The organism is Streptomyces sp. NPDC003456 (assembly GCF_042878735.1).
GTDB lineage: Bacteria > Actinomycetota > Actinomycetes > Streptomycetales > Streptomycetaceae > Streptomyces.
In genome coordinates this window covers 909,498-934,091 of record NZ_JBIAOK010000001.1, presented here as the reverse complement: position 1 = coordinate 934,091, position 24,594 = coordinate 909,498, and the positions used below count along the sequence as shown (strand labels likewise).

26 protein-coding genes are annotated in these 24,594 nt (G+C 74.3%); 11 read left to right on the top strand and 15 right to left on the bottom strand.

The window, feature by feature from the left end:
* Positions 1 to 12 precede the first annotated feature (12 nt).
* Both ACFYWG_RS03775 and ACFYWG_RS03770 read right to left on the bottom strand, forming a co-directional pair.
* Positions 13 to 768 carry a (Fe-S)-binding protein gene (locus ACFYWG_RS03775; RefSeq protein WP_389199056.1) on the bottom strand — a complete coding sequence of 252 codons (756 nt, stop codon included), beginning with the start codon at positions 766 to 768 and terminating at the stop codon, positions 13 to 15.
* A 132-nt stretch (positions 769 to 900) separates the two neighbouring features.
* Positions 901 to 1,311 carry a RidA family protein gene (locus ACFYWG_RS03770; RefSeq protein ID WP_389199054.1) on the bottom strand — a complete coding sequence of 137 codons (411 nt, stop codon included), beginning with the start codon at positions 1,309 to 1,311 and terminating at the stop codon, positions 901 to 903.
* 79 nt (positions 1,312 to 1,390) lie between these two features.
* Between ACFYWG_RS03770 and ACFYWG_RS03765 the strand changes: the two genes are divergently transcribed.
* The 4 genes from ACFYWG_RS03765 to ACFYWG_RS03750 all read left to right on the top strand — a co-directional run bounded on the left by ACFYWG_RS03765 (position 1,391) and on the right by ACFYWG_RS03750 (position 4,952).
* Positions 1,391 to 1,762: a winged helix-turn-helix transcriptional regulator gene (locus tag ACFYWG_RS03765; RefSeq protein WP_383507824.1), complete on the top strand. Its 372-nt coding sequence runs from the start codon at positions 1,391 to 1,393 to the stop codon at positions 1,760 to 1,762.
* Between the two features lie 246 nt (positions 1,763 to 2,008).
* Positions 2,009 to 3,310: an alpha/beta fold hydrolase gene (locus tag ACFYWG_RS03760; RefSeq protein WP_389199052.1), complete on the top strand. Its 1,302-nt coding sequence runs from the start codon at positions 2,009 to 2,011 to the stop codon at positions 3,308 to 3,310.
* 43 nt (positions 3,311 to 3,353) lie between these two features.
* Positions 3,354 to 4,088: a PIG-L deacetylase family protein gene (locus ACFYWG_RS03755; protein ID WP_376329995.1), complete on the top strand. Its 735-nt coding sequence runs from the start codon at positions 3,354 to 3,356 to the stop codon at positions 4,086 to 4,088.
* A gap of 21 nt (positions 4,089 to 4,109) precedes the next feature.
* Positions 4,110 to 4,952, top strand: a complete 843-nt coding sequence (locus ACFYWG_RS03750; protein ID WP_385417166.1) for a pentapeptide repeat-containing protein — start codon at positions 4,110 to 4,112, stop codon at positions 4,950 to 4,952.
* Here ACFYWG_RS03750 and ACFYWG_RS03745 read toward each other — a convergent pair.
* Positions 4,914 to 6,410: a cytochrome P450 gene (locus tag ACFYWG_RS03745; protein ID WP_389199049.1), complete on the bottom strand. Its 1,497-nt coding sequence runs from the start codon at positions 6,408 to 6,410 to the stop codon at positions 4,914 to 4,916. The two genes, ACFYWG_RS03750 and ACFYWG_RS03745, sit on opposite strands and share 39 nt — an antisense overlap.
* A gap of 109 nt (positions 6,411 to 6,519) precedes the next feature.
* Here ACFYWG_RS03745 and ACFYWG_RS03740 point away from each other — a divergent pair, with 109 nt between their 5' ends.
* Together ACFYWG_RS03740 and ACFYWG_RS03735 are read left to right on the top strand one after the other, a co-directional pair.
* Positions 6,520 to 7,128, top strand: a complete 609-nt coding sequence (locus ACFYWG_RS03740; protein WP_383507812.1) for a TetR/AcrR family transcriptional regulator — start codon at positions 6,520 to 6,522, stop codon at positions 7,126 to 7,128.
* 84 nt (positions 7,129 to 7,212) lie between these two features.
* On the top strand, positions 7,213 to 7,941 hold the full coding sequence (locus tag ACFYWG_RS03735; protein ID WP_389199047.1) for a DUF2470 domain-containing protein: 729 nt from the start codon (positions 7,213 to 7,215) through the stop codon (positions 7,939 to 7,941).
* On the opposite strand, the gene ACFYWG_RS03730 is transcribed toward ACFYWG_RS03735, so the two are convergent.
* The 4 genes from ACFYWG_RS03730 to ACFYWG_RS03715 form a co-directional block, all read right to left on the bottom strand.
* Complete coding sequence (locus tag ACFYWG_RS03730; RefSeq protein ID WP_389199045.1) at positions 7,909 to 9,102, bottom strand: lactonase family protein; 1,194 nt, start codon at positions 9,100 to 9,102, stop codon at positions 7,909 to 7,911. The two genes, ACFYWG_RS03735 and ACFYWG_RS03730, sit on opposite strands and share 33 nt — an antisense overlap.
* Positions 9,103 to 9,189: 87 nt before the next feature.
* A complete protein-coding gene (locus ACFYWG_RS03725) occupies positions 9,190 to 10,368 on the bottom strand; it encodes a hypothetical protein (protein ID WP_389199043.1) in 1,179 nt (392 codons plus the stop codon).
* Positions 10,369 to 10,415: 47 nt separating this feature from the next.
* Positions 10,416 to 11,672, bottom strand: a complete 1,257-nt coding sequence (locus ACFYWG_RS03720) for an aromatic acid exporter family protein (protein WP_376330006.1) — start codon at positions 11,670 to 11,672, stop codon at positions 10,416 to 10,418.
* An 86-nt stretch (positions 11,673 to 11,758) separates the two neighbouring features.
* Entirely contained in the window at positions 11,759 to 12,253 is a 495-nt protein-coding gene (locus ACFYWG_RS03715) for an FBP domain-containing protein (protein WP_383507801.1), read from the bottom strand.
* A 309-nt stretch (positions 12,254 to 12,562) separates the two neighbouring features.
* Here ACFYWG_RS03715 and ACFYWG_RS03710 point away from each other — a divergent pair, with 309 nt between their 5' ends.
* Together ACFYWG_RS03710 and ACFYWG_RS03705 are read left to right on the top strand one after the other, a co-directional pair.
* The gene (locus ACFYWG_RS03710; RefSeq protein ID WP_389199040.1) at positions 12,563 to 13,852 is read left to right on the top strand and encodes an ROK family protein; all 1,290 of its coding nucleotides are present in this window, start codon (positions 12,563 to 12,565) and stop codon (positions 13,850 to 13,852) included.
* 143 nt (positions 13,853 to 13,995) lie between these two features.
* Positions 13,996 to 14,292, top strand: coding sequence for a hypothetical protein (locus ACFYWG_RS03705; protein WP_376330010.1), 297 nt, complete (start codon positions 13,996 to 13,998; stop codon positions 14,290 to 14,292).
* Between the two features lie 134 nt (positions 14,293 to 14,426).
* On the opposite strand, the gene ACFYWG_RS03700 is transcribed toward ACFYWG_RS03705, so the two are convergent.
* The 4 genes from ACFYWG_RS03700 to ACFYWG_RS03685 form a co-directional block, all read right to left on the bottom strand.
* Positions 14,427 to 15,455, bottom strand: a complete 1,029-nt coding sequence (locus ACFYWG_RS03700; RefSeq protein WP_389199038.1) for an SDR family oxidoreductase — start codon at positions 15,453 to 15,455, stop codon at positions 14,427 to 14,429.
* Positions 15,456 to 15,774: 319 nt separating this feature from the next.
* Positions 15,775 to 17,085 (bottom strand): aromatic acid exporter family protein, encoded by a 1,311-nt coding sequence (locus ACFYWG_RS03695; protein ID WP_383511047.1) that lies wholly within the window; start codon positions 17,083 to 17,085, stop codon positions 15,775 to 15,777.
* A 40-nt stretch (positions 17,086 to 17,125) separates the two neighbouring features.
* Entirely contained in the window at positions 17,126 to 17,782 is a 657-nt protein-coding gene (locus tag ACFYWG_RS03690; protein WP_385421312.1) for an HAD family hydrolase, read from the bottom strand.
* Positions 17,783 to 17,821: 39 nt separating this feature from the next.
* Entirely contained in the window at positions 17,822 to 18,850 is a 1,029-nt protein-coding gene (locus tag ACFYWG_RS03685) for a PHP domain-containing protein (protein WP_389199035.1), read from the bottom strand.
* A 125-nt stretch (positions 18,851 to 18,975) separates the two neighbouring features.
* Between ACFYWG_RS03685 and ACFYWG_RS03680 the strand changes: the two genes are divergently transcribed.
* The 3 genes from ACFYWG_RS03680 to ACFYWG_RS03670 are packed head-to-tail and all read left to right on the top strand — an operon-like array spanning position 18,976 to position 21,091.
* Positions 18,976 to 19,785 (top strand): SDR family oxidoreductase, encoded by an 810-nt coding sequence (locus ACFYWG_RS03680; RefSeq protein ID WP_376330017.1) that lies wholly within the window; start codon positions 18,976 to 18,978, stop codon positions 19,783 to 19,785.
* A 10-nt stretch (positions 19,786 to 19,795) separates the two neighbouring features.
* Positions 19,796 to 20,812 carry a DNA topoisomerase IB gene (locus ACFYWG_RS03675; RefSeq protein WP_389199033.1) on the top strand — a complete coding sequence of 339 codons (1,017 nt, stop codon included), beginning with the start codon at positions 19,796 to 19,798 and terminating at the stop codon, positions 20,810 to 20,812.
* 42 nt (positions 20,813 to 20,854) lie between these two features.
* Positions 20,855 to 21,091, top strand: a complete 237-nt coding sequence (locus tag ACFYWG_RS03670; RefSeq protein WP_376330021.1) for a hypothetical protein — start codon at positions 20,855 to 20,857, stop codon at positions 21,089 to 21,091.
* Positions 21,092 to 21,132: 41 nt separating this feature from the next.
* Here ACFYWG_RS03670 and ACFYWG_RS03665 read toward each other — a convergent pair whose 3' ends face one another.
* The 4 genes from ACFYWG_RS03665 to ACFYWG_RS03650 form a co-directional block, all read right to left on the bottom strand.
* Positions 21,133 to 21,678, bottom strand: coding sequence for a VanZ family protein (locus tag ACFYWG_RS03665; protein WP_383511038.1), 546 nt, complete (start codon positions 21,676 to 21,678; stop codon positions 21,133 to 21,135).
* 243 nt (positions 21,679 to 21,921) lie between these two features.
* Positions 21,922 to 22,584 carry a DUF4230 domain-containing protein gene (locus ACFYWG_RS03660; protein ID WP_383511036.1) on the bottom strand — a complete coding sequence of 221 codons (663 nt, stop codon included), beginning with the start codon at positions 22,582 to 22,584 and terminating at the stop codon, positions 21,922 to 21,924.
* A gap of 93 nt (positions 22,585 to 22,677) precedes the next feature.
* The gene (locus tag ACFYWG_RS03655) at positions 22,678 to 23,058 is read right to left on the bottom strand and encodes an anti-sigma factor antagonist (protein ID WP_383511034.1); all 381 of its coding nucleotides are present in this window, start codon (positions 23,056 to 23,058) and stop codon (positions 22,678 to 22,680) included.
* A 522-nt stretch (positions 23,059 to 23,580) separates the two neighbouring features.
* A complete protein-coding gene (locus ACFYWG_RS03650) occupies positions 23,581 to 24,531 on the bottom strand; it encodes an NADP-dependent oxidoreductase (protein ID WP_389199029.1) in 951 nt (316 codons plus the stop codon).
* Positions 24,532 to 24,594 lie beyond the last annotated feature (63 nt).

Here is a 24,594-nt window from a genome sequence, read left to right as displayed (position 1 = left end):
GGAAGGTCCTGCTCACGGTGCCGGTTCCTCCTCCGTGCTCGCCAGGATCTCCGCGAGGTGCACCGGCCGCATGCCGGTCCCCAGCCGGGTCATCGTCCCGCCTAGGTGCATCAGGCAGGAGTTGTCGGCCGCGCACAGCACCTCGGCGCCCGTCGACTCGGCGTTGCGTACCTTGTCCGTGCCCATGGCCGCGGAGACGTCGGAGTTCTTCAGGGCGAAGGTGCCGCCGAAGCCGCAGCACTCCTCGGCGCCCGGCAGCCGGACCAGTTCCAGTCCCCTCACCGCCCGCAGCAGCCGCTCGGGGCGCTCGCCGAGCCCGAGCGCGCGCAGCCCGTGACAGGTCGGGTGGTAGGTGACCTTGTGCGGGTAGTACGCCCCCACGTCGGTCACGCCCAGCACGTCCACCAGGAACTCGGTGAGCTCGTAGGTCTTCGGCACCACCGGCGCCAGGGCGGTCGCGAGGGCGCCGCCCCGCCCCTCCGCCCGGGCCCGCTCGCCCATCCGCGGGTACAGCTCCCGCACCATCGCCCCGCACGACCCGGACGGCGTCACGATCGCCTCGTGACCGCCGAAGACCTCGGAGAAGCGCCGGGCGAGGGGCTCGGCCTCGTGCCGGTACCCGGTGTTGTAGTGCGCCTGCCCGCAGCAGGTCTGCCCCGGAGGGAAGTCGACCTCGACGCCCAGCCTGGTCAGCAGCTTCACCACGGCACGTCCGGTGTCCGGATAGAGCGTGTCGTTCACGCAGGTCAGGAACAGGGCGATGCGCATCGCGCTCCTCGGGGTCGGTCACCGGACGAGGGCAGCGTAGTTCCGGGCGCCGGGCCCGGGGGAGACCCCGTCGGGCCCTGGCGAGCCGGGGCCGTGCGGCACGCACGCACCGCATCGGCCCCGGGGGCCGGCTCAGTCGAGGATCGCGGTCGCCTCCACCTCGACCAGGACGTCGGGCTCGAACAGGTAGTCGACGCCGATCAGCGAGGAGGGCGGGAGCGGCACCGTCAACCCGATCTCCTCCGCCACCTGCCCGACCCCTTCCATGAACGCGTCGATCTTCCCGGGCGCCCAGTCGGTGACGTAGAACGTGAGCCTCAGGACGTCGTCGAAGGACGCACCCGCCCCGGCGAGGCCCTTGCCGGTGTTCCGCAGCGCGTGGGCGACCTGTCCGGCGAGGTCCCCCGGGGCGAGGGGAGACCCGTCCGCCGACCGGGCGACCTGGCCGCTGACGTGCACGTGACGCCTTCCCGTGCCCACGGCCACGTGCTCGTAGGGGGTGGGCTGCATCATGCCTTCGGGTGTGAAACGACGGACTGACATGGAGGTCTCCTCACCTCGACCAATTCGGTATACCTTTGCTACCTGGTAGACGAAGGACACTTCAAGGAGACCAGGTATCGTGCCGGCTACTGCGCACAGTCACGACGGCGAGCTCAGGATCGAGCACCCCCACCGCGAGTTCCTCGACCAGGTGCTCGACAAGTGGTCGCTGAGCGTCCTCAACGAACTCTGCGAACGTCCCTGTCGCTTCAACGACCTGCGCCGTGCGATCCCCGCGGTGACCCAGAAGTCGCTCACCGCCACGCTGCGTCGGCTCGAACGCAACGGCATCGTGGAGCGCGTGCTCCTCAGTTCCCGTCCCGTCGCCGTCGAGTACCGGATCACCCCCCTGGGCAAGACCATGCGGCAGCCGGTCGAGGTGCTCCTGGAGTGGGCCGCCACCCACATGCCCGAGGTGGAGCGCGCCCGTCGCGCCTTCGACCTCGCCTGAACCGGCCTGCGCGGCCGGGGCAGAACCCCTGCGACCGGACCGTGCTCCACGGCGAGGGACGCGACCCCTGCGCAAGCGTCACGGGTCGGACGGGGCGTCGAGCCTTCCCCGGGCGGCGGTCACCGGAGGCGGGCGCCCGGCTGAACGGCCGTTCAGGAGGATTTCATGATCGAAGGGCCTCCGCCCGGACGTCGCCTGTGATGAACTGGGACGCGGCCCGCAAATCCGTCCGTCCCGGGAGCCCTGTTGACCCTCAGCTACCGCCAGCCCGGAGTCGTCCTCACCGACCGCCGCTTCACCGTCCCCCTCGACCACGACCGACCCGAGGGCGAGACGATCGAGCTGTACGCCCGCGAGGCCGTCGCGAGCGGCAGGGCCGGCCAGGACCTGCCGTGGCTGCTCTACCTCCAGGGCGGGCCCGGCTTCGGCGCGGACCGCTCCGTCGGCCGGCCGGGCTGGCTCGGCCGGGCCCTGAAGGAGTACCGCGTGCTGCTCCTCGACCAGCGCGGCACCGGCCACTCCACACCCGCCAACCGCCAGACGCTCCCGCTGCGCGGCGGCCCCGCGGAACAGGCCGACTACCTCACGCACTTCCGGGCCGACTCCATCGTCCGCGACTGCGAGGCCGTCCGCGTCCACGTCACGGGCGGCAGGCCCTGGACGGTCCTCGGGCAGAGCTTCGGCGGGTTCTGCGTGACCAGCTACCTCTCCCTGGCCCCGGAAGGGCTGGCCACCGCCCTGGTCACCGGCGGGCTGCCCTCGCTCGACGCCCACGCCGACGACGTCTACCGGGCCGCCTACCCGCGTATCGAACGCAAGGTCTCCGCCCACTACGCCCGTTACCCGCAGGACGTCGAACGGGCCCGCCGGATCGCCGACCACCTGCTGACGCACGACGTGGTCCTGCCCAACGGCTACCGGTTCACCGTCGAGGCCTTCCAGTCGCTCGGCATCCTCCTGGGCACCGGCGACGGCACCCACCGCCTGCACCACCTGCTGGAGGACGCCTTCGTCCGCACCCCGCAGGGCCCCGCCCTGTCGGACGCGTTCCTGGAGCAGGTCCAGATCCAGGTGTCCTTCGCCCGCCACCCGCTGTACGCCCTGGTCCACGAGTCGATCTACGGCCAGGACGGCCGGCCCACCGACTGGTCGGCGGAGCGGATCCGCGCCGAGTTCCCGCAGTTCGACGCCGCCAAGGCCCTCGCGGGCGACGAACCGCTGCTGTTCACCGGAGAATCGATTCACCCCTGGATGTTCGCGTCCGACCCGGCCCTGCGCCCGCTGCGCGAGACCGCTGACCTGCTCGCCGCCCACACGGGCTGGACCCCGCTGTACGACCCGGCCCGCCTGGCCGCCAACGAGGTGCCGGTCGCCGCGGCCGTCTACCACGACGACATGTACGTCGACACGGCGCACTCGCTGCGCACCGCACAGGCCGTCCGGGGCCTGCGCACCTGGGTCACGGACGAGTTCGAGCACGACGGCGTCCGCGCCGGCGGCCCGCGCGTCCTGGACCGGCTGCTGGCCCTGGCCCGGGACGAGGCGTGACGACGCGCCGGGAACGGGCAGGCGTGCGGACTACTCTGCGGACATGACGACCGATCAACTCCAGCCCATGCCGGACGACTGGCGGCGCGCCCTCGCGGTCGTGGCCCACCCGGACGACCTCGAGTACGGCTGCTCGGCGGCCGTCGCGGCCTGGACCGACGCGGGGCGTGAGGTCGCCTACGTCCTGGCGACCCGGGGCGAGGCCGGCATCGACACGATCGAACCGGAGCGGTGCGGCCCGCTGCGCGAACGGGAGCAGCGGGCGAGCGCGGCGGTGGTCGGCGTGACGGAGGTGGAGTTCCTCGACCACCGGGACGGCGTGATCGAGTACGGCACCGCCCTGCGCCGCGACATCGCCGCCGCGATCCGCCGTCACCGCCCCGAACTGGTCATCACCCTCAACCACCGGGACACCTGGGGCGGCGTCGCCTGGAACACCCCGGACCACGTGGCGGTCGGCCGGGCCACGCTCGACGCGGCCGGGGACGCCGGGAACCGGTGGATCTTCCCCGAACTGGCCGCGCGGGGACTCGACCCCTGGGACGGGGTGCGCTGGGTCGCGGTCGCGGGGTCGGCCGAACCCACGCACGCGGTGGACGCGTCGCCGGGCATGGAGCGGGCGGTGGCCTCCCTGCTGGAGCACCGCAGCTACATCGAGGTCCTGACCGACGAGGACCCGGAGACCTACGTGCGCGGGTTCCTGACGCAGCACGCCCGGACCGCGGGCGAGCGGTTCGGGGGCAGGCCGGCCGTGGCGTTCGAACTGTTCAGCAGATGACCTGATGTTTCGTCGTTTCGTATGCTGAGCGCCATGCGAGATCATCACGCCGCGCGAGCGGAACTGCGCGGCGACTGCGAGCGGTGCTTCGGGCTGTGCTGCGTCGCCCTGCCCTTCGCCGCCTCGCGGGACTTCGCCGTCGACAAGGCCGCCGGCACCCCCTGCCGCAACCTCGGCGAGGACCACCGCTGCGGCATCCACGCCCGGCTGCGGCAGCAGGGGTTCACCGGCTGCACGGTCTACGACTGCTTCGGCGCCGGGCAGCAGGTCTCGCAGGTCACCTTCGGCGGGCGGGACTGGCGGGACGGGCCGCCCGGGCACGCCCGCCGCATGTTCGAGGTGTTCCCGGTCGTCCGGCAGCTGCACGAACTGCTCCGGTACCTCACCGAGGCGCTGACCCTGCCCGCGGCCCGCCCGGTCCACGCCGAGCTGCGCCGGGCACTGGACCGGACCCGCGAACTGGCCGGCGGGACCCCCGAGCAGCTCGCCGCGCTCGACGTCGCGGCGCACCGCCGGGAGGTCGACGTCCTGCTGCTGAGGACGAGCGAGCTGGCACGGGCCGGCGTCGGGGGCCGCAGGAAGAACCGCCGGGGCGCGGACCTCATGGGGGCCCGCCTCAAGGGCGCCGATCTGCGCGGGGCGAACCTGCGCGGCGCCTGCCTGATCGCCGCCGACCTCACCGGGGCCGACCTCAGGGGCGCGGACCTGATCGGGGCCGACCTGCGCGACGCGGACCTGACCGACGCCGATCTGACCGGGGCGTTCTTCCTCACCGAGCCGCAGTTGAACGCCGCCCGGGGCAGTGCCGGGACCCGGCTGCCCGGCTCAGCCGCCCGCCCCGGACACTGGACGGCGCGCGTCTGAGGCCGGCTCCCGCACCGCGGTGCGGCGTTCCGGGTGCAGCCGCAGGCCCTCCGGCATCAGCGTCAGCCGCTCCGTCACCCGCAGCCGGTAGCCCGGCTCGGGCCGAAGTGCGTAGCGGCGCAGCAGCAGTCCCAGTACCAGCGTGGCCTCGTGCAGGGCGAACTGGCGGCCGATGCACGCCCGCGCCCCCGTCCCGAACGGCTTGAAGGTGTGCGGGGCCCGGGACCGTACCGCCGCCGCCTCGAAGCGGTCCGGGTCGAAGCGCTCGGCGTCCGCGCCCCACACCTCGGGGTCCCGGTGCAGCATGGGCGTCAGCACCAGCGTCCACGCCCCGCGCCGCATCGGGTGCTCCCCGGCGAGCACGGTGTCCTCGCGGGCCTCCCGCGCGAAGGCGGGCGCGGTGGGCCACAGCCGCAGTGATTCGTCCAGTACCCGGCGCACGTAGCGCAGGCGTGCCACCTGGTCGTAGGCGGGCTCCGCGGCGTCGCCCCACACCCGGTCCACCTCGGCGCGGGCGCGGGCGGCGGCTTCGGGGTGGCGGGAGAGGTGGTGCAGGGCGAAGGAGAGTGCGCCGGAGGTCGTCTCGTGCCCGGCGACCAGGAAGGTGATCACCTGGCGGCGGACGTTCTCCGGGGCGAGCCGTTCGCCGGTCTCCGGGTGGGCCGTCTCCAGCATGCGGTCGAGGAGGTCACCGTCGCCGGGGCCGTTCGCCCGCCGGGCCCGGACCAGCGCGTCCACCGTGCTGTCGAGGTGGGCGATGTCGGCCGCGTTGCGGCGGCTCGCGCCGCGCAGCAGCAGCGGGGCCAGCGGGTACGGCACGGTGTTGAGCCGCTGCGCGTAGGTGAGGGTGCCCACCATGGCGGTGACGAAGGGGTGCGGCCGGGTGCGCTCGAAGGAGCCGAAGTCGTGGCCGAACCCGGTGCGGGCGATCGTCTCCAGCGTCAGCTTGGTCATGTCGCCGGGCACGTCCACGGCGCGGCCGGCCGCGGCAGCCCGGTCCCAGTGCTCCGTCAGCCGCCGCGCCACGTCCAGCATCATCGGGTGGTAGCCCGCCATCGCCTCGCGGGAGAACCCCGGGGCGAGCACGTCGTGCGCCAGCTGCCAGTTCGGCTCGTGGTTGTACGCCGTGAACAGTCCGTCCCCGGCGACCGGCCGCAGATTGGCGACCCCGAGCCCCACGTGCTTGGCGAACCGCGACTCGTCCGCGAGGTCGGCCGCGTGCCGGCCGCCCCAGACGAACACGAACTCCTTGCCGAACACCCGGCGCCGGAAGACGGGCCCGAGCCGGCGGGCGTGGCGCATCGAGTCCTGCAGCGGCGTGCTGCGGCTGACGCCGAGCACGTCACCGAGGAGCGGGACGCGGTACGGCGGGTGCGGGATGCGCTCCAGCTCCGGCCAGTCCAGCTCGGCACTGCGGAAACCCTTGGGCCGCCCGGCCCGTCCCGGCGCCTCAGGCATGACGCGATCTCCCTTGATCCGACGGCGTGTTCACCCGTGTTGTACGCGAGTTCAACAGCGCGCCTCAGTCTGCTGCCGCTGTTGAACCGGCGTCAAGTAAAGTGCGGGCATGGCCGCGAACCAGGGCGGGCGCACGCGCCGCCGGCTCAGCACGCAGGAGCGCCGGGAGCAGCTTCTGGCGGTGGGGGCGCGGCTGTTCTCGGAGAGCCCCTACGACGACGTGTGGATCGAGCAGGTCGCCGAGATCGCGGGGGTCTCGCGCGGGCTGCTGTACCACTACTTCCCGACGAAGCGGGACTTCTTCGCGGCGGTCGTCGAGCGCGAGAGCGAGCGGATGCTGCGGATGACCGCGGCGGTCCCGGGCCGGCCGGTGCGCGAGCAACTCGCCGACGGGCTCGACACGTTCCTGGAGTACGTGCGGGCGCACGCCCACGGCTACCGCGCCTTCCACCGTGCGGACGCGGCCGGTGACCAGGCGGTGCGGCGGGTCTACCGGCTGGCGCTCGCGGCGCAGGAGCGGCAGATCCTCGCCGCGCTCGCCGCCGATCCCGAGTTCGGGCCGGACGTCGCCGGGCGGCCGGAGATCCGTCTCGCCGTGCGCGGCTGGCTGGCCTTCACCACGGCCGTCTGCCTGGAGTGGCTGCGCGACACCGGTCCGAGCCGTGAGCAGGTGCGCGAGTTGTGCGCCCGCGCCCTGCTGGGCGTTCTCTCTTCCTGAAGATCCGGTCAAGAACAGGGGACCTGGTTGGCCGGCGCTCCGAACTCCGATAGGTTAGGTGAGCCTTACCTAAGGAGGTCTGGAATGGGTGACGACAGCCACAGCTGGACGGCGGCTCCCTCGGCGGCGGAGCGGGCCCGCTCGGTGCTCGCCGCCGCGTGGTCCTGCTCGGTGACCGCCGAGAGCACACGGGAGGAGCTGGTCGGTGCGCACACGGTGACGGACGACGGCCGGGTCCTCGTGCAGGTGCCCGAGGACAGCGCCCTGCTCACCGCCGCGATCTGCGCCCCCCGTGGCGAGCCGTCCGCGGTGCTGGAGTTCGCCGACGTCGCCCCCGTCCCCGTACGCGCCCGGATCCGCGCCCGGCTGTGGCTCGCCGGCTGGTTCGCCGTGGAGGACGACCGCCTGGCCTTCACACCGACGCGGGTGGTGCTGCGCACGGCGTCCGGCGCGGTGGTCGTGGACCTCGACGACTTCGCCGCCGCCGCGCCCGACCCGCTCACCACGGCCGAGGCCCGGCTGCTGACCCACCTCGCCGACTGCCACGCCGACGCGGTGGAGCGCCTCACCCGCCTCGTCGAACCCGGCAGCCTGCACGGGGCGGTCCGCGTCCAGCCCCTCTCCGTCGACCGGCACGGACTGACCCTGCGCATCGAGCGGGTCCGCACCCACGGCGACGTGCGCCTCGCCTTCCACGCGCCCGCCGACGGCGTCGCCCAGCTGACCGAACGGATGCACGTCCTGCTCGGCCAGGCGGCCGCCGCGTCCTGCCCGCGCCCCCTACAGCGGCAGCGCGCAGACGGCGACCGGTGACGGGAAGGGCTCTCCGGCCCGCCGCAGCCCACCGTCCTTCCGCGCCACGTGGAAGACGGTCACGGTGGACGACTTCTGGTTCGCCGCGAACAGCAGCGTGCCCTCGGGGGAGAAGGCGACGTGCCGCGGGAACTCCCCGCCCACCGGCACCGTGTCGAGCAGCCGCAACCGGGCACCGTCCCCCTCGACCGCGTACCGGGTGATGCTGTCGTCGCCGCGGTTGGCGAGGTAGGCGTACCGGCCGTTCGGCGTGACCAGGAGCTGCGCCGGGTAACTGGTGCCCGGGCCGGTGCCGGTGGACTGCGGCGCGCCGACGCGCAGCCTGCCGGTGGCCGGGTCGTACGCGCAGACCGCCACGGTGTTGTCCACCTCGTCGGCGAGATAGGCGTACCGGCCGCCGGGGTGGAACGTCAGGTGGCGCGGGCCGGCGCCGGGCCGGGTGCGGGCCCGCGCCACCTCGGTGAGCGTTCCCGCCTTCTCGTCGAGCCGGTAGGTGTAGACGCTGTCCGTGCCGAGATCGACGGCGAGGACATGGCCGCCGTCCGGGCTCGTGACGATCTGGTGGGCGTGCGGACCGTCCTGGCCCGGGCCGGGCGGCGGGCTGGAGTGGGTCACCAGCCCGGTGCGCCCGCCGAGGGCCCCCGACGGCTCGATCGGGTGGACCGCCACGCTGCCCGAGCCGTAGTTCGCGCTCAGCAGCCAGCGCCCCGAGGGGTGCACCGACAGATGGCACGGGGCCGCGCCGCCGGTGCTCCGGCTGCCCAGGACCGTGCGGTCGGCCAGCCGGACGGCGGTCACGGCACCGTCCTCCCGCTCGTCGACCGCGTACAGCGTGCGCCGGTCCGGATGGAGCGCCAGGTAGGACGGATCACCCACACCGGTGACGGTCCCCGTGCCGGTGATCCGGCCCGTCGCCGGGTCGTACTCCGCCAGGCCGATGCCCGTGCCGCCGCCCTCGGCCGAGGTGTACGTGCCGAGCAGGAGCGGGCGCGGCCCGGAGGGGCGCCGGGCCCCCCGGGACGGGCTCGCGCTCGCCCGCGGGTCGCCGGCCGGAGCCGCCGGCGACTCCGGCGCGTCGTCGCAGGAGGGCAGCAGCACCGCGGCGGCCGCGCCCGCCAGCGCCCCGGCGAACCGGCGCCTGCTCCAGCCGCCACTGTCCATGTCACCCCTCGGCTCGTCCCTCGCCCGGTCGCGGCCCTCACCCTCGCGCGGATCACCCGCCCGGTGCAACAACGGCCCGCCGGGCGGTCACCAGTCGCCGTCGGACACCGGCCTGCCGGGGGCGTCCTTGAGGGGGTGGGTCTGTCCCGGTGCCGGCTGCTGCCACGGCTCGTGGTCGTCGCCCAGCCAGTCACCGACCGGCTTGACCCCCTGGAGCGTGTCCGAGGGGGCCAGGTCCTGGGCGTCCTCGTCGTAGTAGTCGAACCAGGGCAGGCCCGCCCGGGTGTACGCGGCCCGGTCGACGGGGGACGGGGGCGCCGCCTCGCCGGTGATGCGGCGCCACTCCGGCGGCGTCACCAGGTGCACGAACACCCGGCCCGCCGGCCGCTCCGCCCAGTCCGACAGCGGCCGCTCGTCCCGGTAGACCTCCTGCCGCATGGAACCCCCGACGCCCAGGCCCATGGCGGCCGCGCGCGGCGGACCCGCCGGGGCGCCGGCCGCGGGAGCCGCACCCGGGGCGGGCGGCGCCGCCATCGGCATCGGGGCGGCGAAGCCTCCGGGCGCGGGCGGCGGCGCCATGGGCGGCGGGGCGCCGAAGCCGCCGCTCGCGGGCGGTGCCGACACCGGCACGGCGGTGTCGAGGCCGCCGTAGCCGGGCGGCACCGGAGGCATCGGGGGGCCGTACGGGAAGGGAGGCGGCGGAGGCAGCTGCTCCCGCCGGCGCCGCTCGTCCGCACGCCAGCGCGCCAGCGCCCCGTCGTTCAGCGGGAAGGACTGCAGCTGCACCCCGCCCCACACCTCCTCGCCCGTGACCTGCCCCTCCACGGTGGCGCCCAGGCCGAGCGGGACGGCCACGAACTGACGCACCGTGCCGGTGCCGGAGTTGATGCCGTCCAGCCAGGGCTGACGCGGCAGCACCACGTAGTTCTGCGGATCGCGGGCCAGTTCGTTGCTCCAGGGCCGACCCGACACCGCGCACACCTTGCCGACGCCCACCTGGAGCGCGGCCGGCTCCGGGGTGCCGGCGAAGCTCAGCCACATCGCCTCGCGCAGATACACCGGCAGCATCACACCGCCGCGCGCCCGCATCGCCTCGGGCACCCGGTCGCCGTAATCCGCCACGCGCCGGACCGGGAACTCGCCCAGGCCAGGCGGCAGCGGATGCGTGCCGGTCTCCGGCAGGCGCAGGGTGCGGATGAACCGCACGACAGCACCTCCCGGCAAGTGCAGCACGTTCCCGTCGATCCGCACGCTCGTGTCGGCCATCGGCCCGCCCCCTCGCTCTCCGGTGCCGGCGTCGGACCGGCATCTCGTCAGCGAGAACGCTCGTGGAACCCGGCGCGGTTCCGCCACATCTGCTCCGTGACGCCCAGCCGTTCCCGCAGCCGCGTCAGACGGGGCATCCGGGCGCGCTGCTCCGTCGACACCCGGTCCAGCTCCTCGAACAGGCGCCGGGTGCGGTGCTCGGTGTCCAGTTCGTCGAGGATCCGGTTGACCTCCGTGAGCACGGCCCCGAGCAGCTGCCAGTGCCCCGGGTCGCGGCCGGCGTCCTCGCGCAGCAGCTCGGCCAGCTTGTCCCGAGTGCCCGCCGCGGTGTGCAGCTCGGCGGCGAGACGTTCCTCCGCCGATTCGGCGCTCGCGCTGAGGTGGGTGGTCACCAGCACCGAGAAACTGACCACGGCGTCGGCGATCTCGGACAGCAGCTGCTGCAGCACGGCCCCCGTCTCGGGCTCCAGCAGCGGCTTCGGCTGCCGCCCCTTGGTCAGGTCCGTGAGGGAACGGGCGAGCACCCGCAGGACGACCGTGCAGATCTCCAGGGTGTCCAGGCCGGTGCGCAGCACCACCCGGTGCAGCATGCCCTCGCGCACCCTCGGGTTGAGCCGCAGGCTGTCCTCCGCCTGCCGCAGCGCCGCGTCGACCTCGGAGATGTCGTGGTCCAGCCGGCGCGCCTCGTACAGCCGCTCCTCCGCCCGGTCCACGGGGGTGCCGCCCGCGGCCTCCTCGCCCATGCGGAGCATCAGCTGACGCAGCCGGCGCGCCAGGTCGTCGATCGACTCACCGGCCTCCTCCACCCACACCGGCGGGGCCAGCAGCAGGTTGCAGGCGAGCCCGACACCCGCCCCGATCAGTGTCTCCAGCACCCGCGCCCAGGCGGTGTCGCCGACGGTGGTGACGCCGAGCACGAGCATGGCGCTGATCGCCACCTCGGGCACGTACTCCTCCACGCGCACCAGCCGCCCCACGGCCAGCGAGGCGATGAGCAGCAGGGCGAGGCTCCACCAGGTCAGGCCCACCAGAAGGCTGAACGCGATGGCGACGAGCACGCCGGTCACCACGGCGTTCACCCGCCGGAAGCCGTTGGTGATGGTCGCGTAGAGCGTCACCTGCACCACCAGCAGGGCCGTCAGGGGAGCGGTGAGCGGCGCCGCCTCGGGGCTCAGCCGCAGCGCGATGACATACGCGATCGTCGCCGCGGTCGCGGACCGCAGCGTCTGGACCACGACGGGGTCCCGGCGCTTCTTCACGACCCGCGTGGCGCGTGCCGCCCACTCCCGTACTGCCTCTCGCATGCTCGGGCTGCTCCCCTTCCCCTGGTGTCCTGAACCCGTCCCCAAGGACGTTAGTGCCGGGGGAAACCGCGGGCGACCGAGGAGGGTCAGCCGTGGACCTTGTCGAGGAAGGCGGCGAGATGACCCACGGTCCGCTCGATCTGCTCCTCCAGGGTGAGGCTCTCCTCGAACCGCGCCCCGGTCTCCGGCACTTTCCTGCCCCGCACATAGAGGGAACACGCCAGGTCGGTGCACATGTACGCCCCGACGGAGTTCCCCTCGCGGCCCGCCGCACCCGCCTTGCGCGCGGTCATCAGCGACACCCCGCCCCGCGGGTGGGTGGTCAGGCACAGCGAGCACATGCTGCGGTGCAGGAACCCCCGCTGCGCGGGCTGGAACCGCATCGCCACCCCGACGAGCCGCCCCCCGCGCTCGGTGACCAGATAGCTCCGGTCCGGCGCCCCCGGATCCCGCCAGCCGAGGAAGTCGAGGTCCTCCCAGGGGCGCTCGCCGAGGTCCCGGGGCACGGCGAGCCGCTTCGCCTCGCCCTTCGAGCAGTTGGTGAACGAGGCGCGGATGTCCTGCTCGGTGAGGGGTCGCACGAGGGGCTCCTGGGATGTCGGTCGAGGTGAACCTAGAGGTCCTAGGTTTGGGTCGGGGCCAGGGTAGGCACCGGCTCCGGACACGGGCCAACAGATTTCCCGGTGCCGGCGCGGCGGCCGCGGCGCGGTGACCGGACCGGCCGGTGGGGAGGCGGCCGGGGCCGGATGCGGACCGACCCCGAGCCGGATCGTGCGGCCGGGCCGTGACGTCGGTTCGCTCACACCGTGAAATAAGGGGTGGAGGAATGTCGCGCCGCGCCCGCGCCGACGGTATGTTGCAGGTCGGACCGGGGATGTGGAGGGAACCGCATGGCGGGGCGGAACGGGCGCACGGTGCGCGATCTCAGGCGGGCCAACCGCACGGCCGTGCTGCAGCGGCTCTACTTCGACGGACCCCTCAGCCGCTTCGAACTCGGCCCGGCGACCGGGCTGAGCTCCGGCTCCGTCAGCAACGTGGTCGCGGACCTGGTCGCCGACGGGCTGGTCGAGGAGGCCGGCAGCGTCGACAGCGACGGCGGACGCCCCCGCACCCTGCTGCGCGTCGCCCCCGGCAGCGGCCACATGATCGGCGTGGACGTCGGCGAGACCCGGGTCCGCGTCGAGCTGTTCGACCTCACGCTCACCGAACTCGCCCGCGCCGAGCGCCCCTTGAGCCCTCAGCGCTACGAGGTCGAGGTCATCGTCGACCACATCCGCCACGGCATCGCCGAGGTGCTCGACGCGGCCGGGCTCGCACCCGAGCGGCTCCTCGGCGTCGGTATCGGCGTCCCCGGCATCGTCGAGCGCACCGCCGAGCGCGGCGCCGTCGTGCACGGGCAGACCATCGGCTGGGACGCCGTCGAGCTGGAGGCGCTGCTGCGCACCGGCTCCCCGCTGCCGGACACCGTCCCCTACGTCATCGACAACGGCGCCAAGACCCTCGGCCAGGCCGAGATGTGGTTCGGCGCCGGGCGCGGCGCCCGCAACGCCGTCGTGGTGCTGTTCGGCTCCGGCGTCGGAGCCAGCCTGGTCACCCCGGACGTGGAGCAGGGCCGGGCCGTGGAGTGGGGGCACCTGACCGTACGGGTGCGGGGCCGCCGCTGCCGTTGCGGGGCGCTCGGCTGCCTGGAGGCCTACGCCGGCGCCGAGTCGCTGCTCGCCCGCTGGCGCGAGGAGGGCGGCCCGGCCCCGGAGGGCGCCGACGAGGAGACCGCCCTGACGGCGATGCTCGCCGCGGCCTACCCGCCCGCGGGGGAGGAGCCCGACCCGGTCGCCCTGGCCGTGCTGGAGGAGACCGCCGAGTACCTGGGCGCCGGCCTGTCGGACCTGATCAACCTGTTCCAGCCCGAGCGCATCCTCATCGGCGGCTGGGCGGGCCTGGCGCTCGGCTCCCGCTTCCTGCCGGCCGTACGCCGCCACGCCGTGTCGTACGCGCTGCGCCACCCGGCCGCGAAGGTGACCGTCGACCTCGGCCGGCTCGGGCCGGACGCCGTCACGGTCGGCGCGGCCATCCTGCCGCTCGCCGACTTCTTCGCCCGCGGCGGCCGGCGCCCGGACCCCGAACCGGAGAACCCGCTCCCGGCCTGGCGCACCGCACTGCAGGAACGGGCGCCGCGCTGAGGCGTACGGCTTCACGGAGGCGGGCGCCGCGCCGAGGCGTACGGCCGGGACGCACGGCGTCACGGAAAGCCGGCGCCGCGCCGAGGTTGCGCAGCTCGACGCGGGGTACCCGCGTGACGCCGGACCACCGAAGGGAGTACGCCGTGACCGACCACCGCCTCGACGCACCCGGCGAGAACGGTGAGCCCATTCCGCGGGACATGCCGGACCAGCAGGCCGACGCCGGCGAGGACCCCTGGGAGGTCGCACCGCGCTTCTCGGCCGACGCGAAGGGCGACGCGGACGACGAGAGCGCGAACGACGAGGGCCCGGCCGACGACGCCCGCGAACCGGCCGGCGACCTCCCCGACACGGACGAGGCGGGGACGGGCCGGCAAGGGGCACCCAGCTCGGGAACGGAGCAGACCGAGCACCCGGTGCCCGACGAGCCCTCCGGCTGAGCCGCGGAGGGCAGAACCCCGGGGGCCGCAGCCGACTGTGGGGGTCGGTTGCGGCCCCCGGGCATGTCCGCGGCCGGGCACGTCGGCCGGGACCGCCGCTCGGGGGGCAGCGGCGGTCCCGGCCGGGACCGGGATCAGCCCACCTTGCGTCCCCGCAGCGGTTCCGTCCTCGCGCCGCCGCCCTGCTGCATCCCGCGCAGGAACTCCTCCAGGACCTCCGTCGCGGTGCGCTGCGGCTCCCAGCCGAGTTCCGCGCGGGCGCGGGCCGAGTCCATCAGGGGCAGCCGCAGCACCGCGTCGAACAGGTGCGGGGAGGCGGGCAGCAGGTGCAGGCCCCAGGCGGCGGCGATCGCCGAACGGGCAGCCGTGCGCGGCAGCCGCACCGGGCGCGCCCCGAGCATCTCGCCCAGCAGCCGTGCGTCCACGGCGGGCTCGGCGGCCAGGTTGAAGGCGCCCCGGACCTCCTGACGCACGGCCAGCCGGTAGGCGTGCGCCGCGTCGTCGGTGTGCAGCGCCTGCATCCGCAGCCCCGGGACGTCGGGCAGGAAGGGCAGCAGGTCCGGGCGGGCCAGCGGCCCGGGCAGGAACTTGCCGCCGAAGATCCGGCGCTGCTCGCTCGCCGACTCCCACTTGAACAGGAAGGCGGGCCGCATGCGCACCACGCGCGTGCCGGGGTGGTCGCGCTCGAAGATGTCCAGCGCCCGCTCCAGATACGCCTTCTCCCGGCAGTACGCGGCGTCCGGCCAGCCGTGCGTCGGCCAGGACTCGTCCACCGCCCGGTCCTTCGGCCCGGGGGAGTAGGCGCCGACCGACGAGGCGTGCACCAGCGCCGGCACCCCGGCCTGCGCGACCGCCTCGAACACGCGGATGCTGCCGAGCACGTTGGTGCGCCAGGTCGTGGCCGGATCGTGGGTGGGCTGGAACGCCCAGGCCAGATGGACCACCGCGTCGGCGTCCCGGAACCGCTCGACCAGGCCGGACCGCTCGGAGGCCAGATCGACCGCGTCCCAGTCCGTCTTCGGCGGCGACCAGTCGGGCAGCCGCCGGGCCAGCCCCAGGATCGAGCCGACCTCCGGATCCTCGGAGAGAAGACGCACCACGCTCGTGCCCACGTTGCCCGTGGCGCCCGTGACGACCGCCCTCATGCCCGTTGTACTGCTCACCTCTGGCTCCTCTCGGCCGCGCGGTTCCGCGGGAGCCGACCGAGTACCCGGGTGGGAGGGATTGCACGTGGACACGTGGAAGCCCCGGACACGAGGAAGCCCCGGCCGCGACGGGGGAATCACGGCCGGGGCGGCACTGAGGTGGGCACGCACGGCGGTCGCCTCTCGGCGAAAGGCTCCACAGGGCTTCAGCCGAACGATCGTCCCTGTGGGCGAATGGTGAGGCCCGGGGACACTGTCCCGTCCGCACCCACGTGTTGTTCAACGGCGAACCACCCTCGGGTGTTCCGCGTCCGGGCCCCGAGTCCCGTGAGCTGCGTCACGGCTCCTCGACGGGGGGAACGGTCTCCGCCCAGAGGTTTTCCGCCTGCAGCAGCAGGGTCCCCAGCACCGCCGTCCGCTCCGCGCCCTCCTCGGCGTGCCGGCGCAGCCGGTCCTGCAGTTCCTCGTGCAGCTCCCGCATGGCCTTCTCGGTCTCCTCGTCCGGCCGGCCCACGAGGCTGCCCTCGCTCAGGTTCTCCGCCTGCGCCCGGCAGGCGTCCCCGATCAGCTCCAGCAGCCGCGCGTAGGAGCGCAGCGCCTCACCCCCGGGCGGGGCCGGCGTCCGCTCGTCGTCCACGGAGACGGCCAGCGCCCGGGTCAGCGCGGTGACGTGCCCGGTGATCCGGCCGAGCCGCTCGTCCTCCTCCACCGGCGGCAGTGCCGCTGCGTGCGGGACGCGGTGCAGCGCGCGCAGTGGCCCCGACGTCAGCCGCAGGCTCTCCTGGCTCCAGCGGCGCGCCGAGTGCAGGGCCCCCAGCCGGTGGTCCAGCCTCGCCGCGGCGCCGACCCAGCCGGCGGCGGTCTGCCCGTCCCACTCGCCCTCGCGCAGATCACCGGCGACCGTGTGCAGGACGTCCCCCACCTCACGGGCGAGCGCCACCAGGTTCTCGCGTACGTCGCGCAGATGGATCGGCGGCAGGATCAGCGCGTTCACGGCCACGCCGATGACGGCGCCGACGGCGGCCTGACCGACCCGGTGGCCGACCCCGGCCAGGCTCACCGTGCCCGCGGCGATGGTGAACAGGGCCGTCGTCGCCGCGTAGATGCCCTGGTCCCCGAAGCGCTGCCAGTTCGCCAGCAGCATCAGCACGGGCACGGACAGGGCGATCGCGGCGGTCGTGTCGCCGGTGACCGCCTGCGCGGCCGAGGCCAGCACGGTGCCCACGCAGATCGCGCCGAACTGCCGCGCACCCTGCATCAGGGAGCTGTAGATCGTGGCCTGCACCAGCACCAGGGCCACCCACGGCGCCATCAGCGCCAGCGGATCGTCCATCCAGACCCCGCCGACCAGCCAGGCGATCACCGCCGCCAAGGCGGCCTTGAGCGACTGGATGACCAGGTCCCGTTCCCGCCCGGGCCCCCGCCAGGCCGCGCGGACCGCGTCCCGGGCGCTGCGGGCGTCCCGCCGTACGGCGTCCACCGGCCGCAGGGCAACCGCCCGGTGCTCCGGCTCGCGCGGGTTTCCGGCCGGGGCCGCCGCCCCGGCCCGCGGGCCCGCCGCTCCTTCCGTGCCGTCCGCCGTACCGCTGTCCGTGCTCGGGCGGACGGCCCCCGCCGTCCGCCTGAGCGCACTCCTCACACGCGTCATCGGCTGCGGGTATCCGTCCGGCCGGGCCTGTCACCCCGGCTCACGCCAGCGGGCTGCCGTCGAGGGCGGACAGCAGGTGCGCGGGATCGGCGTAGACGGCGTCCGCGCCGGCCTTCTCCAGGTCCGCGCGGGGGATGCCGCCGCACAGCACCCCCACGCAGCGGACCCCGGCCCGGCTGCCCGCCTGCATGTCCCAGACGGTGTCGCCGACGAACACGGCCCGCTCGGCCGGCACCCCAGCCAGCTCCAGCGCGTGCTCGACGGGCTCGGGGTCGGGTTTGCCCTCCCGGACGTCGTCGGCGCTCGCCGTGGCGGCGATGGCGTCGTCCGCGTCGATCGCCCGGCGCAGCGCGCTCAGCTCCGCGCCGCCCGCCGACGTGGCCAGCACCACCGTCCAGCCGTTCCCGTGCAGCCGCCGCAGCAGCTCCCCGGCCCGGGGCAGCGCGGGCAGCCGGTCGAAGTACTGCCCGTACAGCGCCTTGTGGCCGGCGCTGATGTCCGCGTCCTGGTCCTCGTCCCGGTCGTCGCCCAGCAGGTGGGCGACGAGGTCGGTGGACGGCAGGCCCACGGCCCGGTGGACGGCGTGCATCGGCACGTGGTGCCCCGCCTGCCGGAAAGCCTCCCACCAGGCGACGACGTGCAGATGATTGGTGTCGACCAGGGTGCCGTCGACGTCGAACACGGCAGCGCGTTCCATGGATGCGGTTCCTTCCTCTCCGGCCCCGCGGGTACCACGTCAGGCCGCCGGCACTCGCCGTTCACGCGTCCAGGCCAGCAGGTCCTCCAGGGACCAGGTCGTCACCACCCGCTCGGGAGGCACCCCGCACTCCTCCGCCCGGGCGCATCCGTTGATCTGCCAGTCCAGCTGCCCGGGCGCGTGCGCGTCGGTGTCGACGGAGAACAGCACCCCCGCGTCCACGGCCCGGCGCAGCAGCCGCCGCGGCGGGTCCAGCCGCTCCGGCCTGCTGTTGATCTCCAGGGCCGTGCCGGTCTCCGCCAGGGCCGCGAACACCTCGTCGGCGTCGAACTCCGACTCCGGCCGCCCCCGCCCGGTCACCAGACGGCCCGTGCAGTGCCCCAGGACGTCGGCGTGCGGATTGCGCACGGCGGCCACCATCCGCCGGGTCATCGCGCGGGCGTCCATGCGCAGCTTGGAGTGGACCGAGACCACCACGACGTCGAGCCGTTCCAGCAGCTCAGGATCCTGGTCGAGGGAGCCGTCCTCGAGGATGTCGCACTCGATGCCCGTCAGCAGCCGGAACGGCGCCCACTGCTCGTTCAGTCCCGCCACCACGTCGAGCTGCTCGCGCAGCCGCTCCGGCGACAGACCGCGCGCGACCGTCAGGCGCGGCGAGTGGTCGGTGAGCACCGCCCACTCGTGGCCCAGCGCCGCCGCCGCCCGGCCCATCTCCTCGACGGTGCTGCCGCCGTCGGACCAGTCGGAGTGCAGGTGGCAGTCCCCGCGCAGCAGGGCCCGCAGCCGCTGCCCGCCCCGCACGGCGGGCGGCTCGTGCGCCTCGCCCTCCAGCTTCTCCAGGTAGCCCGGCACCTGTCCGGCCAGCGCCTCCCGGACCACCTGCGCCGTCTTGGGGCCCACGCCCTTCAGCCGTTCCAGCGAACCGTCCGCCGCGCGCCGCGCCACCTCGTCCTCGCCCAGGTCCTTCAGCACCCGGGCGGCCGTGCGGAAGGCGCGCACGCGGTAGGTCGGTGCCAGGGACCGCTCCAGCAGGAAGGCGATCCGCTCCAGTGCCTCGACGGGGTCCATCGCCACCTCCTCCTCAAGGGTTCCCCAGCGTCCGGCGGCCCGCACGACGGACCCCCGCGGTTTGCGCCGATCACCCCCGGGTACTGCAACGCCCTCGTCACGACCGCGTCGACAGGAGGCCCGCCATGTCCGACCCCACCGCGCCACCCGCCAAGGTCGCCGTGATCACCGGCGCCGACTCCGGCATCGGCCGCGCGACCGCCGTACGGCTGGCGCAGGCGGGCATGGACATCGGCATCACCTTCCACAGCGACGACAAGGGCGCGCAGGAGACGGCCGAGGAGGTCCGCTCGCACGGGCGGCGCGCCGAGGTCGCCCGGGTGGACCTCACCCGGCTGCCGGAGGCGGCCGACGCCGTCGACGACCTGTGCGAGCGGCTCGGCCGGATCGACGTGCTGGTCAACAACGCGGGCACCGGCACCATGACCCCGTTCCTCGACCTGGAGCTGTCCGACGTGCGCGAGGTGCTGGACGTCGACCTCGTGGGGCCGTTCCTGTGCGGGCAGAAGGCCGCCCGCCGCATGATCGGGCAGGGCGACGGCGGCCGGATCGTGAACGTCACGTCCGTGCACGAGCACCAGCCGCGCGTGGGCGCCGCGCCCTACTGCGCCGCCAAGGGCGGCCTCGGGCTGCTCACGCAGGTGATGGCGCTCGAACTCGCCGAGCACCGCATCACCGTCAACGCCGTCGCACCCGGCGAGATCTCCACGCCCATGACCGGGCAGGAGGACACCGACCCGCACACCGAGAGCCGCCCGGGCATCCCGCTCGGCCGGCCCGGTGACGCCCGCGAGGTCGCCGCCGTCATCGCCTTCCTCGCCGGCCCCGACGCCTCGTACGTCACCGGCGCCTCCTGGAGCGTGGACGGCGGCATGCTCCGGATGGGTCCGCAGGCCGGCTCGCACCTGCCCGGCCACGACTGGCGACGTCCCTGAGCGGGCCGCCGTGAGACTGCGCACCACCTCCTGCGAGGAGCCCGGGTTCCGCCGCGTACGCCACGGGCGCGGCTTCCGCTACCTGGACGCCAAGGGCCGGCCGCTCACCGACGCCGAGCAGCTCGCCCGGATCAAGGCCCTGGTCATCCCGCCCGCCTGGCGCGAGGTGTGGATCTGCCGACGGGCCAACGGCCATCTCCAGGTCGTCGGCACCGACGACGCCGGGCGCCGCCAGTACCTCTACCACGAGGAGTTCCGCGCCCAGCAGGACCAGGCCAAGCACGAGCACGTCCGGCAGGTCGCCCGGACCCTGCCCGACCTGCGCGCCCGGGTGGCCGAGGACCTCGCCGGCCGCGGGCTGAGCCGGCCCCGCGTCACGGCCTGCGCCGTGCGCCTGCTGGATCTCGGCTTCTTCCGCATCGGCAGCGACCGCCACACCCGCCGGAACGGCACCTACGGCCTGACGACGATGCTGCGCGAGCACGTCCGGTGCGGCCGCGGCGAGATCGCCTTCAGCTACCCCGCCAAGGGCGGCATCGACCTCGTCCGGGCCCTCGTCGACGAGGACGCCCACGCCGTCGTGCGGTCGCTGCTGCGCCGCCGGCGCGACGGGGAGCGGCTGCTGGCGTACTGGGAGGGACGCGCCTGGCACGAGCTGCACAGCAGCGATCTCAACGAGGCGCTGCGCCGGCTGTCCGGGGTCGACATCACCGCCAAGGACTTCCGGACCTGGCACGCCACCGTGCTCGCCGCCGTCGCGCTGGCCGTCACCACCGAGGCCGTGCGGCAGACGGCCGCGGCCCGGCGCCGCCAGACGGCGCGGGTGGTACGCGAGGTCAGCCACTACCTGGGCAACACCCCGGCCGTCTGCCGGGCCTCCTACATCGACCCGCGCGTCTTCGAGCTGTACGAACAGGGGGAGACCATCGCGCCCGCGCTCACCCGGCTGGGCGAGCACGGCGACTTCGGGCGCCCCGCCACCCAGGGAGCGGTGGAGCGGGCGGTCCTGGAGCTGCTCGACCGCTGACCCGGACCCGCGCGGGAGCCGGTTCCGCTCTACGCTCGATGCATGACCGAAATCTCGAGCCCGCACATGGCGAACCCCCGGATCATGGTGCTCGGGGTACAGCCGGGCACGCCGCCGTTCCGGATCGTGGAGATCGACGGCCAGGTCGTCGGTGAGGCGAAGGCCGTCACCGACGTCCTGATGGCCGCTGCCGCGTTCGGCATCACGGTCCACGACCTCGACGACCCCGACGTGGTCCGCTGGGTCGGCGGCGACAAGTTCACCTGGACCGTGCACTAGGTGCAGTGATCACGAGCGGGGGCCTGTCCTCGGCGGCCGCCCTAGACCTTCTCGGCCGCTTCCTTCTTGCGCGCCGCGGCCCCGCGCGGCTTGCGCGCGTGCACCGCGCGGCTGAGCCGCCGTCCGAGGAGCAGGTAACCGATCAGCGCGCCCGTGGTGTTGAGGATGACGTCGTCGATGTCGAAGGCGCGCCCGGTGACCAGGGCGCCCTGCGCGAACTCCACCAGCAGCATGACTATGGCGGTCAGCAGCAGGACGCGCAGGATGCCCCGGGTGCGCGGCGCGACGACGGGGACGAGGACGCCGAAGGGCACGCCGAGCAGGATGTTGCCGCCGACCTGCCGGAAGGCGTCGCGCAGTTCGGGCTGGTTCAGGTAGGCCTTCAGGGAGTCGCCGGGCTGGAGGTTGGTGTGGGTGAGCGCCTCCGAGGCGGGCGAGGGCTGGAGGGTCAGCCGGGCCAGCACCACGGCGAAGGCCACCATGAACGCGAAGGCGCACAGCATCGCCAGCAGCCGGACGGGCAGGGGGAGCGGGCGTCGTTCGGTCCCGGGCCCGGCGGTCCGGGGGCGTGACGCGGTACCGGCCATGAGGTCGTCCTCCAGTCTTCAACTTCCCTGTACGGCACGGCGGTTACCCCGGGAAATGCGGGGGATGCCCAATCGGCGGCCGTCCTCACCCTCGGTTGCCCCGCCTTCTGCCGGGCACTCCCGCCCGGGGCGGACGAGCCGGCACCGGGCGCCCGGCGGGCGGGCCCCGTGCGGGCACGGCCGAGGGCCCGTCCGGCACGCGGTCGTGCCGGACGGGCCCCGGTCGGGTCGCGGGCCGGGCGGTCAGTCGCCGTAGGTGACGCGCACGTCCTTGAAGCCCAGCGAGCGCAGCAGGCCCTCGAGCATGCCGGTGGTGTTCGACTCGGCGCGCGCGGTCAGTTCGCTCTCCTTCGCCGCGTCGCCGATGTGCCGTACCGCGAGCTTCTGCACGGCCTGCTCGCCGTTGGGATTGTCCGAGAAGAGATCACCGAGCCGGTCGAAGAGGCCGCGCTGCTTGGACACGGCGTAGGACCGGTCGGGGTCGAGCGCCGGCTTGCCCAGCTGCGCGTGCGGCAGCCGGAGCGTGGCGGACGTGCGGTCCTCGTCGACCCGTACGTCGTCCTTGCCGATCTTGCCCAGGTCGACGTAGGCGTCGACGGTGCCGGCCCCGACGTACAGGGTGCGGGTGCCGCGGATCGCGTCGGGCAGCAGCTTCGCGTCCTTCTCCAGGTCCACGACGACCTGGAAGTTGCCGGAGGCGGCGTCGTAGCGGCTGATGTCCTGGATCGACTTCAGCAGCGCGGGACCGGACCGGTCGTGGGTCTCGCTGCCGAACAGGTCCTTCAGTCCCGGCAGCACGCTCAGCCGCAGTCCGGCGAAGAACACGACGAGCACCAGCACGAACGCGGCCACCACTTTCGCCCAGCCGGGCATGCGCCTGTCGGGGCGCTTGACGGGAGTCGTCATGCGACGGCCCTCCTTCCTACCGTCCTGATGCCCGCGACCATCCTTGTCAGACCGGCGAGTTGGGGGCGGGGGGATCAGGGGGAGGCCGCGGGGTCACACCGGGCCGGACGTGGCCTCCGGCAGTTCCAGGGCCGCGTCCAGCGTCGGCTGCGGCGGCAGCAGCCGGGACAGGCCGGTGATCCGCAGGATCCGCAGGGTGAGCGGGTGCGAGCAGACCAGGAGCACGTACCCGTCCCGCTCCAGGACCCGGCTGCGGGCCCGGTACAGCAGCCGCAGGCCGGAGCAGTCGAAGAACTCGATCCGGCTCAGGTCGAGGACGACCCGGGCGGCGGCACGGCCGGTCTCCCGTTCCAGGTGCGGGGCGATCTCCGCGGCCGCGGCGAGGTCGATCTCCCCGCGGAACTCCAGCACCGTGTGCCCCCGTTCCCGGCGGACGCGCAAGTGACGGGTGAGCGGTGCAGGTTCCTGCCGCACGACGAGATCGCCTCCAGCCTGCTCCGTGCGTGGGAAGGGGCTACGGCATCACGTCCGCTCCCCGCCCTGCAAGTTACCCCCGAACGAGTGAATCTGAGCATGTTCGATTGACATATGTCATTGAATTCAGGCCGAGTTGGCGGAAGTTCACGCCGAAATCCACGCGGGCGCGAGCGCGGGCGCGTGGGGTGGGGTGCGTGCTCGTGTGGGGCGGTCTGCGTGGGCGCGTGCGGCGGGGTGTGCGTGCGGCGGGGTGCGCCGGTGGCGGGGCTCACGCCACGGCCGCCCGGCGGGCCGTCCCGCCCGGGTGGACGCGGCGGCGATCCATTCGCCCGGAGTTCCCTGAGTGCGCGGGACGACGCCGAAGCCGGCCGCCCTGCACGCTCCCGGTGTGCCGTCGGGGGACGAGGCGGGCACCTCCGGCCCGTGCCCGGGGCGGCGTCCGGGCCCGGACGGCCTCCGGCCGGCACGCCTCCGGCCGGGCTGTTCCGCCCGGCCGGTGTGCGCGTCCCGCCGCTCCGGTCAGTCGTTCACCAGCACCAGCTTCCCGGTCGTCCGGCCGGTGTCCCCGCGCTCGTGCGCCTCCGCCGCCGCGGACAGCGGGAACGTGCCGGCGATCGTGGCACGCAGCTTCCCCGACTCCACCAGGTCGGCGATCGCCTCCATGCCGCCGCGGTCGGCGTCGACCAGCATGCGCAGGGCCCGCACCCCGAGCCGCCCGGCCTCCTCGTACAGCTCGTCCGAGCCGCCCGGGAGGATCGAGACCAGGACACCGCCCGGGCGCAGCACGCGCAGGGAACGCAGGGCGTTGTCGCCGCCGATCGTGTACAGCACCACGTCGGCGTCCTTCACGACCTCGGTGAAGTCCGTCTCGCGGTAGTCCACCGCCTCGTCCACGCCGATCTCGCGCAGGAAGTCGTGCTTGCCGGCGCTCGCCGTGCCGATGACGTAGGCGCCGCGCGCCTTGGCGATCTGCACCGCCACGTGCCCGACGCCGCCCGCCGCGGCGTGGATCAGCACGCGCTGCCCCGGCTGGAGGGCGGCGTGCTCCGTCAGCGCCTGCCAGGCGGTCAGGGAGACCAGCGGGAGCGCCCCGGCCTGCACGTGGTCGATGCCGGCCGGCTTGCGGGTGAGGGCGCGCACCGGGGCGATGACGTACTCGGCGTGCGCACCGTGCCCGAACGGGTAGGGGAGCATGCCGAAGACCTCGTCCCCGGGCACGAACGCCGCCACGCCGATGCCGACGGCCTCCACCACGCCGGAGACGTCCCAGCCGAGGACGAAGGGCGGCTCGCCCAGGAAGCCGCCGGTGGCGCGGTGCTTCCAGTCGGTCGGGTTGACCCCGGCGGCCCGTACCCGGACCAGTACCTGGTTCGGCTTGGGCGCCGGGCGCTCGATCTCCACTTCCTTCAGGACGTCCGGACCGCCGAGGACGTCCTGGCTGATGGCTCGCATCGTGTTCTGTGTGCTCATGGTGATCAAGCGTGCCGGTCGGCGCACGCTCCGCCAATGGCAAGATTGCCAACCTTCGATAGA